At 45.3% G+C, this 12,076-nt stretch carries 6 protein-coding genes; all 6 read right to left on the minus strand.

All coding sequences use genetic code 11. The annotated features are described in order from the left end of the window. Nucleotides 1-219 precede the first annotated feature (219 nt). The 6 genes from DFP82_RS06650 to putA all read right to left on the minus strand — a co-directional run bounded on the left by DFP82_RS06650 (nucleotide 220) and on the right by putA (nucleotide 11,657). Nucleotides 220-1,287, minus strand: a complete 1,068-nt coding sequence (locus DFP82_RS06650; RefSeq protein WP_245905658.1) for an XdhC family protein — start codon at nucleotides 1,285-1,287, stop codon at nucleotides 220-222. Then, nucleotides 1,280-3,850, minus strand: coding sequence for a xanthine dehydrogenase molybdopterin binding subunit (gene xdhB, locus DFP82_RS06655; protein WP_110922954.1), 2,571 nt, complete (start codon nucleotides 3,848-3,850; stop codon nucleotides 1,280-1,282). Before xdhB ends, DFP82_RS06650 begins: the two co-directional genes overlap by 8 nt. A 223-nt stretch (nucleotides 3,851-4,073) precedes the next feature. Next, nucleotides 4,074-5,711, minus strand: a complete 1,638-nt coding sequence (locus tag DFP82_RS06660; protein ID WP_110922955.1) for a xanthine dehydrogenase small subunit — start codon at nucleotides 5,709-5,711, stop codon at nucleotides 4,074-4,076. 261 nt (nucleotides 5,712-5,972) lie between these two features. Beyond that, nucleotides 5,973-7,334, minus strand: a complete 1,362-nt coding sequence (locus tag DFP82_RS06665) for a uracil-xanthine permease family protein (RefSeq protein ID WP_245905659.1) — start codon at nucleotides 7,332-7,334, stop codon at nucleotides 5,973-5,975. A gap of 370 nt (nucleotides 7,335-7,704) precedes the next feature. Beyond that, nucleotides 7,705-8,394 carry a 1-pyrroline-5-carboxylate dehydrogenase gene (locus DFP82_RS06670; RefSeq protein WP_110922956.1) on the minus strand — a complete coding sequence of 230 codons (690 nt, stop codon included), beginning with the start codon at nucleotides 8,392-8,394 and terminating at the stop codon, nucleotides 7,705-7,707. 11 nt (nucleotides 8,395-8,405) lie between these two features. Then, nucleotides 8,406-11,657 carry a bifunctional proline dehydrogenase/L-glutamate gamma-semialdehyde dehydrogenase PutA gene (putA, locus tag DFP82_RS06675; protein ID WP_110922957.1) on the minus strand — a complete coding sequence of 1,084 codons (3,252 nt, stop codon included), beginning with the start codon at nucleotides 11,655-11,657 and terminating at the stop codon, nucleotides 8,406-8,408. Between the last annotated feature and the right edge of the window lie 419 nt (nucleotides 11,658-12,076).

Below are 12,076 nucleotides of genomic sequence, written 5' to 3' on the forward strand. Positions count from 1 at the left end.
ACATTAATGGATCAGCACTTTGGCACAAGATTAGGCCGTGTTAAACACTCAAACATGACGAGCATATTTTGAACACAAAGTGACTGAGTGCAGCCTATATATCGTTATGGCGTACAAAGATAAAAGATGAAAGTAATGTCTGAATAATAGAAAGTTAAACAGTAAAGTTGAACAATAATGCAAAGTTTATGGGTCAATACCAGTTATGACCTATGACACTTATGCACGATGATAAAGCTGCAAAATTTGAGCAGCGATAGATACCGCAACGGCCATAGGCTCTTTGCCACCAATCTCAAGTCCTATTGGCATGGTTAGCTGGGCAATCGCTTGCTCACTATAGCCGCGCTGAAGCAAACGAGTTCTAAAACGATTTTCTTTGGTTTTCGAGCTGATACAGCCTAGATAGGGCATGGATTGTAATGCGCTATCGTCGGTATTGGCCTCATGAGCATCGGCATTTATATCTAGAGAAGCATCCAACGTCGCACGCACCAAGTCAAAATCAAGACTATGATCATGAGTCATGACTAATATAAAGTGTTGATACCCTTTATTGGCTGCTGTATTCCGGTGGCTGTTTGCAATGAATGGGCGTACAAAGTCCACAGGATCTTCTTCGATATGTGGACGAATATGCGCAGGCAATTGATAAGTGACTTGGTCATCTATAGCATTAGCATCCTGCGTCACATAACGCTCGAACATTTCAGCGCGGCTATCTACCCAATCCACCTGACAAGGTAAATCGGCAAGTATAGTCATTAATGCCGCTGCGACATGCCCTGCCCCAAAAACCAATAACGACATGAGCGGTGTCACATTAAAACATTCAAACATAACCGTGACGCTACCACCGCAGCACTGCGCTAACTTGGCACCCAATGGGTAATGCTTTGTATAAACAGCGTCACGGCGTACTGTTTGGGCTTTTTCAGACTTACCTTCTTTTGATGGTTTGGAGCCTTTTGAGTCATCTGTATCTAGCTCACCTTTGAGTAGCTTCCTAGCGGTTATCGTCACATCATGCTCGAGACTACCGCCGCCCAAGGTGTCACAGCAGTCATCAAGCGTTACAATCATTTTAGACTGTAACTCTCGAGGCGCTGAACCATTGACCGCAACGACAGTGGCCAAAACATGCGCGATACCCTGCTGCTGATATTTTGCCAGTCCATCATACCAACGCATCGAGTGTACAGCTGAGCACGATAACATTTGTGGCTCAGATACGTGTGGCTCGGATATTTGTGATGCTGGTGTTTGTGGCGCTGATAGATTACTCACCGTGCGCAGGACCTCTAGCCGTTGATACGTTTGGATCTTTTATCGCCTCGGGCTGATCGTCGAATAACTGGCCTTCAGTTTCTGTCGGATTAATATCTTTGCCATGAGGTACTTGCTGCGGCTGTACTCGATCATCATCGATACCGTAATTATCGTCAACAGACGTTAAGCTCTCAATAGTGTCCGTATCTACTTTATCAGCAATCTCCCATGCTTGGCCTTGCATGCGCATCACAGATTTTAGTACGGCTTCTGGCGTGGCTGGCATGGTCAACTCTGGGTTTTTCTTATAACCTCCTAAGCTTGCGACTGCATTGTTAATCGCACACCAGACGCTGGCAGCCAACATAAATGGCGGCTCGCCCACTGCTTTAGAATTATAAATAGTCTGCTCTTCATTCTTGCGATCGAACAGTTTCACGCTCCACTGCTTGGGTAAGTCATGAGCCGTTGGAATCTTATAATTCGCCGCGCTATTGGAGGCGAGCTTGCCCGTCTTATCCCAAATCAGCTCTTCCGCCGTCAGCCAGCCCATCCCTTGAACGAAGCCACCTTCAATCTGACCAATATCAATATCTGGATTAATGGATTGACCGACATCATGCAAGATATCGCAGCGCAGTACTTTATACTCGCCCGTTAAAATATCAATCTCGACCTCAGAACACGATGCACCTAGGGCAAAGTAGAAGAATGGACGACCCCACGCTTTTGAGCGATCATAAAAAATCTTTGGCGTTTTATAATAGCCAGTCGAAGACAAGCTAATACGATGCTGGTAAGCCAGCAATGTTAATTCAGCAAAAGTAAGCGTGGCTTTATCGGCAATATAAACATGATTATTCTCAAACTGAATGCTTTCTGCAACAACTTCGAAATGCTCAGCAGCAAACTCAACCAAGCGCTCTTTAATGGTAATACAGGCATTTTGTGCCGCTTTACCATTGATATCTGTACCCGATGAAGCTGCTGTTGGTGAGGTGTTCGGCACTTTGTCCGTACGTGTCGCCGTAACTTTTACAGTATCTAAATCTACATCGAACTCATTGGCGACAATTTGAGCAATTTTTACATATAGCCCTTGCCCCATCTCAGTACCACCATGGTTGATCTGGATAGTACCGTCGGTATAGATATGTACCAGCGCCCCTGCTTGATTCAAATGCTGTACGGTAAACGAGATACCGAATTTGACAGGCGTCAATGCAAGACCTAAGCGCTTATCACTGCCCTCGGCTTCTGCTTTTTTATTAGCCTCTGTAACCTGCTGACGACGTTTATCGTACTCGTTGTCATCAGCAAGCGATGTCATAATCGTTGCCAAATCAAAATGCTCAATCGGCTGTCCATAATGGGTGCTCTGACCATCTTTATATAAGTTCGTTAATCGTACTTCTAGCGGATCTTTCCCCAACGTATAGGCGATATGATCCATCATATACTCAGCCGTTAGTAATCCTTGCGGACCACCAAAACCTCGATATGCCGTGTTAGAAACGGTGTGTGTCTTACAGCGATGACCTGCTACCTGTGCCGCTGGATAGTAGTAGGCATTATCACAATGGAACATCGCACGATCGACGATAGCATCAGACAAATCAGGCGAATAACCACACAGTCCTGATAATTGCATATCCACGCCAAGTATTTGACCTGCATCATCGACACCCACATCATATCGGTTGGCAAACTCGTGGCGCTTACCCGTCACCACCATGTCATCCTGACGGTCTAGACGCATACTCACTGGCACATTATGGCGTTTGGCCACGATACCGCACAGACAAGCCCAAGCAGCGGCTTGCGTTTCTTTACCGCCGAAACCACCACCCATTCGACGTACCACGGTAGTCACTGCATGAAAAGGCAGATCGACTACTTCAGCAACGAGCTGCTGTACTTCGCTAGGATGCTGCGAGGAAGTGTAAACCTCCAGACCACCATCATCACAAGGCACCACATATGACACCTGACCTTCGAGATAAAAATGCTCTTGCCCTAGCATATGAATATGACCAGCAATACGAGTAGACGCAGATTCAAGTGCTACTTGAGCATCCCCGCGCGTCATGAAATGGCTAGGACGCACAAACTGCTCTTGATTTAATGCGTCTTCAATAGTCAATATCGCTGGTAATGGCTCATATTCTATAATTGCTTTGAGCGTGGCTTTTTTGGCCGCCCGATGACTGGTAGCAACGACGACAAATAGTGTCTGACCCACATATTCTGTGACTTTATCCACCATCAGTGGATCGCCATCAAAGACAGGGCCGATATCAGTTTTAGCCGGTATGTCCTCAAAGGTAATAACATCTATCACCCCATCGGCTGCTTTCACCATGTCCAGATCCATGCTCAATATGCGTGCATGTGCATGAGTGCTCTTGCCGATGGCTAAATGCAAAGTGCCTTGAGGCTTTAGCATATCATCGACATAAGTGGCAGTGCCCATCACATGACTGATCGCACTATCATGCTTTGCGCCAGTACCGATTTTGTTTTTAGGTGGACGTACACGACGAATACTGTAGCTGTCAAATAATGAAGAATGATGGCTCATGATGATGCTCTCTTATATTTTTGGTCAAACCTGTATTTTCGGCTTCTAGCGTTTTGACGGTATGATAAAAGCTATGTTGCGAACGGCTATATTGAAAGTTAAATCAGACGCTAAACTTAATAATGCTACTGTCAAAGGCACTGTCGCAAAATCACAACGGTTATAAATATCTATATTTGGGGCAAAAGAAGTTTAGAGCCACTTTAGATATTCACTGTCTCTATCAAGCGCTTATCGTTTGCAGCTCTGCTATTAATTGCTTACCGCACTTAGTGAGTAATCGCTGCACCACATGCATACGGTACTCGCGACTGGCTCGTACATCCGTCATTGGCGATACATCCATTGGTAGCATTTGTGCAGCCTTCTCAAAACTATCGACTGCCACAGATTGTCCTATCAATACTTGCTGAGATTTTTCTGCTAATAAAGGAATAGCAGCCATTCCACCCAGCCCAAATCTTACATCTTCGATAGTCATGCCATCTGCTGATATATCCAGTCTTGCTGCAAGTAGACAGGCGGAAATATCATCTTCATAGCGCTTACTAATTTTATGGATGTATAGATATTGATTGTTTTGCAGAAGTGGTATATGAATGGCAACCACATAACTGCCCGCACGCAGCTTGGTTTTTTTATAATCTAAAAAGAATGCTGATAAAGGTATTATCTCATCAGTATCAGACGCTTGAGATTCACCGCTATGGTTAGCCATATCACAATGGCGCAAATGAATATGTGCATCTAACGCTAATAAAATCGGAGGTAGATCACCAATAGGTGACGCATTGGCAATATTGCCACCGATAGTACCCATATTCCGGATTTGCGGTGAGGCAATACGCTCAAACACCGCTGCAAAGGTAGGAAAATACTGCTCAAGCACAGGCAGCATTTTCTTATAGCTCATACCAGCGCCTAGCACTAATGATTTGGGTGTCGTTGGCGCTGCATTGTTATGTTCACCTGACTGCGCACTTTCTGTCTCACTGGTATCAGTCAACGACCAAGATTTTAGCTCATCAATGGCTGACAGCTGAATAATAACGTCATGATCGACCAAGTGCTGCGTCACACTCAGACCCAAATCTGTGCCGCCTGCCCAAATAGTCGCATTTGGATTGGCTGCTAGCACTTGATTCAGCTCATCAATTGACTGTGGAATAAATAATTGCCGTAAGTCTTGTGTCAATGCAGGTTCAATAGCATTGTTTTTCGTTGAATCAGATACCCTACTAGCTGCCATCGCATCTGTAGCTAAGGTTATCGTAAGTGCTTTCGCTGCTGTCTGCTCGTCATCTCGTTGCTGACCAATCTTCTCCATTGCCAGACCAGCTTCGATAATCGGTCGATAACCTGTACAGCGGCATAGATTTCCTGATATTGAAGCGACGATATCATCGTAACTCAACTCATCTACCGCGCCAGTTTCTGCTTTTGTCAGACGATGGTTTTCATAAACACTCGCTAGCGACATCACAAAACCAGGTGTACAAAAGCCACATTGCGAGCCATGACAGTCAACCATTGCTTGTTGGGCAGGATGTAACGAGGCACGATCTGGATGATTCTCAGGATTATCCGCTAGATAAGCTGCAGTCATAAGATGATGACCATCCATCAATGATAGCAACGTAATACAGGAGTTTAGCGTATAAAAAGGAGTGGTATTAGAAGGCTCATTGCCATTAGCAGGTAACTGCTGCGCCATGACGGTACAGGCACCGCAGTCACCACTAGCACAGCCCTCTTTTGTATCGGTCTGTCGTTCGTGCAAGCGCAAATACTCAAGTACCGTTGTATTCGGATTGAGGTGAATTATCTCATGGTGCTTTCCGTTCAGATAGAAACTAATCATAGCAATACTCGGCTAAAAAGTTGGGCTTTATAAAATTAGACGGCTCTTATAAACCGCTAACGTAAACATCTGCTAAATGGCTCGAACCAATCAATCTATATTTGATAAATATCAAATAATAATCTCATTTAATAATGCTTTTTGTCTATATAGTTGACTCAGTTTAAAAGAGAGTCAAGGCAACCGAGTACAGATGTATATGTGATACTTCAAACGAGGTTAACGCTATATCTCTTTTATAAAGGACTGACTATATTTTTATTATATATCAGCGTCCTGAGTATCCACTGGTAAAAACAAACTCAATGCAATCGCTGTGATAGCACCGATTGCGACAGGTGATATCAGCACGTTACGTATCAATTCAGGTACATGTGATAACACCTCAGGCACCATAGAAACCCCAATGCCCATTCCGACAGAAGTCGCGACAATCAACATATCACGACGGTCGAGCTTGGCGGTCGACAATACCTTGATACCAGCCACTGCTACTGTGCCGAACATCACCAAGGTTGCACCGCCCAGTACGGGCTGAGGCATGGTTTGTAATAAGGCGCCAAAGATAGGAAACATCCCAATGATAATCATAAGAGCTGCAATATAAATCCCGACATGGCGACTGGCAACTCCGGTAAGCGCTATAACGCCATTGTTTTGGCTAAAAGTCGTCGACGGCATACTGTTTAAAGTCGCGGCAATCATAGAGTTCACACCATCTGCCAATACTCCACCTTGAATGCGATTGAGATAGACAGGTCCTGTGACAGGCTCTTTTGACACTACAGCATTTGCCGTTAAATCGCCTGTCGTCTCAAGCGCACTTACACAATACAGAATGGCTAATGGAATAAAGGCGGCGATATCAAATTGAAAACCAAATCTAAAGGGAATAGGAACTGTTACGAAGCCAACATTGCTCAGTGAAGAGAAATCCAACCTACCCATAAAAAAGGCGGCTAGCATACCTAAAACTAAAGCAATAACAATCGAGGAAAGTCTTAACAAGGGATTTTTTGAGCGGTTAAAGGCAATCACTGATACCAGTACAACCATACCTAAAAACAGATTCTGTAAGCTACCAAAATCTTCGGCACCAAAGCCACCTGCAATATCGGTCATGGCCACTTCGATCAAAGGAACACCAATGAGAATAATAATAGTACCAGTGACAACAGGCGTAAATATTCTTTTTAATTTATGAATAAAACGACTCAGTACAACTTCGACAAAGGCAGCGCAAAAACTAACCCCAAAGATGGTGGCCAAAATATCTTCTGGTGAACCACCACGTCCTTTTACGATTAGGCCAGCAGAAATAATCGCTGTCAAAAAAGCAAAGCTGGTCCCTTGTAGACTTAACATACCAGCGCCTACGGGACCTATTTTTTTACATTGAATATAAGTGCCAATACCAGAGGAGATTAGAGCACAGCTAATCAAATAAGGGACATATTCACCCAACCCCAAAGTCCCAGCGACAATCAAAGTGGGTGTAACAATAGCAACGATACTGGCTAGTAGATGTTGCAAAGCGGCGAAGCTTGCCGGCCAAAAACTAGGATTGTCATTGAGCTGATACATCAACTCGCTGTTTTTCTGAGACTCTATAGATTCAGGCACTGTTAATCATCCTTGATTAATATATTTTTAAGTCTACTAAAACTCCTTGATAACAGGTGTCCGCAGCCTCGCTAATGGTTTTGGTCTGAGTAATTTGGCGTTAGTAATAACACCACCTTGAAAGATGACCATTTGGTCAGGTTTTATGATAATAGCACTACTGTTGTTTGCCGACAAGCGATAAAATAGCGTTCATAAGTCATAAGATTTTAAGTATTCACCGCCTAAAATATGAAATACTTGAAAAGCAGCCATAAAAAAAACGGTCAATGCTCATTTTCTAAGAGTTTTGAAGCTCTTGAAAACAAACATCAACCGTTATTCAAACAATGCTAAGTAGCGTCTTACTACCTAGCACATTTAATTTTTCTTATGTACCAAGCTCAAGTAAGCTAGCATTACCACCGATAGCCGTGGTATTGATGGTTTTAACACGCTCGGTAACGAAACGATGCAGATAATCAGGCGTTAGCATCTCTGACAAGCCTTCCATATCCGTCACGCTGATCACCTGCGTCAAAATACCATCAGTCTTAGCCAGCTCTTGGCTGATTGTCTGTGCATCAGCTCGGCTACCAGACACCGCCACTTGTGCAAGACGATCGATATACAACAAAGTAATAGTCTGTGAGTCATTAGCTACGCTCAACACATCTTCGCTAATACCCGTTTCATAAAGCACTTTTGCTGCTTCAACACACATCTCATCTTGGCTTGGGCAATGCAATATGACTTCATTGCCTGTCAATAGTGCTGCAACCAGCTGGCCTAGTACGGCCATTGCACGGGCAGACTCACCGCCCACAACCATCGTCTTACCGCGGCCAGTGACGTACAAGTCGTTCGACTCACCAGTGGCACCAACCATACGATGCATCTCATCCAGACTAGGTGCTGCACTCAACAGATGATTGAATAAGCGCTTGGCTTTGTTGGCATCACCAGTTAGCAGCGCAAGCTTTGGAATAGCTGCCTGTAGATAGGTTGCACGGTTTACTGCGCCCAGTAATCTCCAAGACTCACAGACCTGTGCATGATTTTTTTTGAATTCAGTCGCCATGATGCTACTCCTTATGCAAGTTCTGTTTGAGTGGTGGTTTGGGCTTGACTATTGCTAGCCTCGATATCAGTCGCTGGCTCTGAGACTAGCTGCATGAGGCGTGACACATAGTGTGGACCACCCGCTTTAGGGCCAGTACCAGACAGACCACAGCCACCAAATGGCTGGACGTTGACCACAGCACCAATCTGGTTACGGTTGATATAGGTATTACCGACGAACGCGCGACGCTCGATGTTCTCAGTGGTGGTTTCGATACGACTGTGGATACCCAAAGTCAAACCAAAACCTGTCGCATTAATCGCATCAATCAGCTTGTTTAAATCACGAGCTTGGTAACGCAGTACATGCAAAATAGGGCCAAAGTGCTCACCACCGATGACATCGATGCTTTTGACTTCAATAGCCGTTGGCAGTACAAACGTAGACTGATCTTGGCTCACGACTGAGGTTGAGCTCATTGGCGTCTGTGCCAAAATCGTCGCGGTTGGCTCTGCTTCCATACGCGCGATATGCGCCTCTAGGCCTTGCTTCGCATCCGCATCAATCACTGGGCCCACATCGGTAGCAGCATAAAGTGGATTACCAACAGACAGTTCTGCCATGTTGCCTTGTAGTAGCTCAATCAAATCATCTGCCATCTCTTCTTGCACACACAAGATACGGCAAGCTGAACAACGTTGACCCGCTGAACCAAACGCTGATAATACCGCGTCTCTAACAACCTGCTCTGGCAGTGCCGTTGAATCAACGATCATCGCGTTCTGACCACCGGTTTCTGCGATAAATACTGGCAGCTCACCGCTGGCTTGGGCATGGTCGTTTAGGCTTTGATTGATACGCTGCGCGGTTTGAGTAGAGCCGGTAAAGATCACACCTGCGATGTTGTCAGCTGCCGTCAATGCACCGCCTACATCACCTGCACCAGTGACCAATTGTAAGGCCGCTGCTGGAATACCCGCTTGATACATTAATTGTGCAGCAAAGTGAGCAATCAAACTGGTTTGTTCAGCAGGTTTGGCCACTACTGTATTACCTGCAGCTAATGCCGCCACGATTTGACCGGTATAGATTGCCAATGGGAAGTTCCATGGACTGATACAGACAAAAGTACCACGTGCTTTGTAGACTTGACGCGCTTGTTTACCAGACAAATCGGTAAACTCATAAGCAGTCGCTTCTAAACGCTCGGCTTCGTCTGCATAAAAACGGCAGAAATCAACCGCTTCTTTGATCTCATCAATACCGTCTTGCAGAGTCTTGCCCGCTTCAACTTGGCACAATGCCATCAATTCAGCATAGTTCTCTTCGTATAACTCTGCAATCTTACGCAAGATCTCAGCACGCTTCGCAGCTGATACATTTTGCCACTCATTTTGACCAGCAACAGCAGCATCAATGGCTTGGCGAGCCAATTGGGCGTTAGCGTATTTGACGTCACCAGCGCTGACTTCATGGTTCCAAGGTGCACGTACTGTCTGAGCATCCAGCTGATGTGCCGTGCCATCTACTTCGTAATCATTAACAGCTTTGCCATTGATGATAGGTGTCGCTGACCAAGACTTGTCTAAGTAGCTATCGATAGCTGCTGTAAACGGAGCCCACTGCGAGTCAATAAAGATATTAGGACCAAAGCTGGCACGACGTTCACCATAGATTCCTGATGGTAATGGGATATCTGGGTTGTTCAACGTGGCATTGGCTAGTAGCTTGTCATATGGATGTACAGTTAGCTTATCGATTGGATAAGACTTGTCTAATAACTGATGGACAAACGAGCTGTTTGCGCCGTTCTCAAGCAAACGACGTACTAAGTACGGCAGCAAGTCTTTGTGCGCGCCGACTGGTGCATAGATACGTACTGGAATCTTATACGCATCTAAAATATGATCATAGAGTGCATCACCCATACCATGCAAACGCTGGAACTCAAAGTCTCTGTGCGCGCTCATCGTAATGATTGACGCTAGCGTATGGGCATTATGCGTGGCAAACTGTGGCCAGATTAGCCCGCGCAGATGATCTGATAATAAGAAACGCGCACAAGCGAGATAGGCGGTATCCGTGCCTTCTTTACGAGTCCACACAGGATAACCTGATAGACCTTTTTGCTGTGCCAGTTTGATCTCTGTATCCCAATAAGCGCCTTTTACCAAGCGTACTGGGATGCGGTCGCCTACTTCACTTGAGAGACAAGCCAACCAAGCGAGGACTGCGATAGCGCGTTTAGAGTAACCCTGTACAACGATACCCAAACCATCCCAGCCAGCCGTCAAGTTATCACGGTACAAAGACTCAAACAGTTTTAGAGAAATCTCAAGACGATCCGCTTCTTCAGCATCAATACTCAGATCAACATTGACCTCACGTGCCGCTTCGATGAGCAACATGCAGCGTTGACGCAGCAGTCCCATGACTTGCGTTTCTTGCGTGGCTTCATAACGAGGATGCAGTGCTGATAGCTTGATCGACACCGATGGCTTTGGCATGCCGTCTTTAACTTTGATGCTCGCAGTGGCTTTGATGGCATGCAGATAATCGTTGAAGTATTTTTCAGCATCTCTGTGCGTGATGGCGGCTTCACCTAGCATATCAAATGAGTAGGTGTAACCTCTATTGCGATACGGCTGGCTGTTCTTATTAGCGTCTTCAATGGTTTCGCCCAATACGAACTGATGACCCATGATACGCATGGCTTTTTGCATCGCACTACGAATGACAGGCTCGCCCATCTTTTTGGTCATACGGTCTAAGAAACCTGACGCTGTCGTGCTGCTATCAATGCTCACGACGCGGCCCGTCATCATCATGCCCCAAGTGGAGGCATTGACCATAAAGCCATTATCATTCTTGATGTGCTTTTTCCAATCAGCCACACTCATTTTGTCATGAATCAAGGCATCAGCTGTATAGTTATCTGGCACACGAATCAAGGCTTCTGCCAAGCTCATGAGCAAGATACCTTCTTGGGTATCAAGGCTATACTCAAGCAACAACGAATCGACCATTTTGACGGCTTTGCCGTCATTACGCACATGCTCGACCAATTTACGCGTTTGCTCAGCAGCAGCATCGCGCTCTTCATCACTAGGTTTGGCAAGGGGTAACAGCTCAGACAACCAACGCACTTCATCCACACTATATAGCGGTGAAATACGGGTATGTAGCGTTTCTAATGACTGGGTAAGATATGCCGGATTCAGCAAATCAACAGCAGAAAACAAGATAGGCTCTTGCGGGGTAAACTGGTCTACTGGGTTCATAATAACTCCATAACTATCGTTTAAAAACCATAATAAATGGTGCTTTAGGAAGTCTGATCGTTCTGTGTGACGGCTCACAACCGCTATCAAATTGAATAGTGGTTATTAACGGATACTCACAGTAATAATCAAAAGACCAAACGGCGCCATCACAAAACTAAAAATCCAGCAGAGGCTGGAGACGGTTAAGTAGGTCGTTCGACTGTTAAACGGGTACGCTAACAATACAAAGGCAACAACGCAAAGCTAAGCGGCATTAGTGCCTTCTTCTTGTTAGTAGTGAAAGGAGTATGATGGTCAGATACCAGTTTATCGAAACGACATACGGTCGCTTTAATAAACACAAATCTATCATCTTAGGTGACGCTAATTCACTGTAAGAAAAACCTCTACGGCGTTGATTGAGGTGATGCGCTTAA

The organism is Psychrobacter fozii, assembly GCF_003217155.1.
Lineage (GTDB): Bacteria > Pseudomonadota > Gammaproteobacteria > Pseudomonadales > Moraxellaceae > Psychrobacter > Psychrobacter fozii.

What these genes read in the sequence shown, in the direction of transcription:
- xdhB (WP_110922954.1), bottom strand. Translation starts at nt 3,850, where the DNA reads ATGAGCCATCATTCTTCATTATTTGACAGCTACAGTATTCGTCGTGTA.
- DFP82_RS06660 (WP_110922955.1), bottom strand. Translation starts at nt 5,711, where the DNA reads ATGATTAGTTTCTATCTGAACGGAAAGCACCATGAGATAATTCACCTC.
- DFP82_RS06670 (WP_110922956.1), bottom strand. Translation starts at nt 8,394, where the DNA reads ATGGCGACTGAATTCAAAAAAAATCATGCACAGGTCTGTGAGTCTTGG.
- putA (WP_110922957.1), bottom strand. Translation starts at nt 11,657, where the DNA reads ATGAACCCAGTAGACCAGTTTACCCCGCAAGAGCCTATCTTGTTTTCT.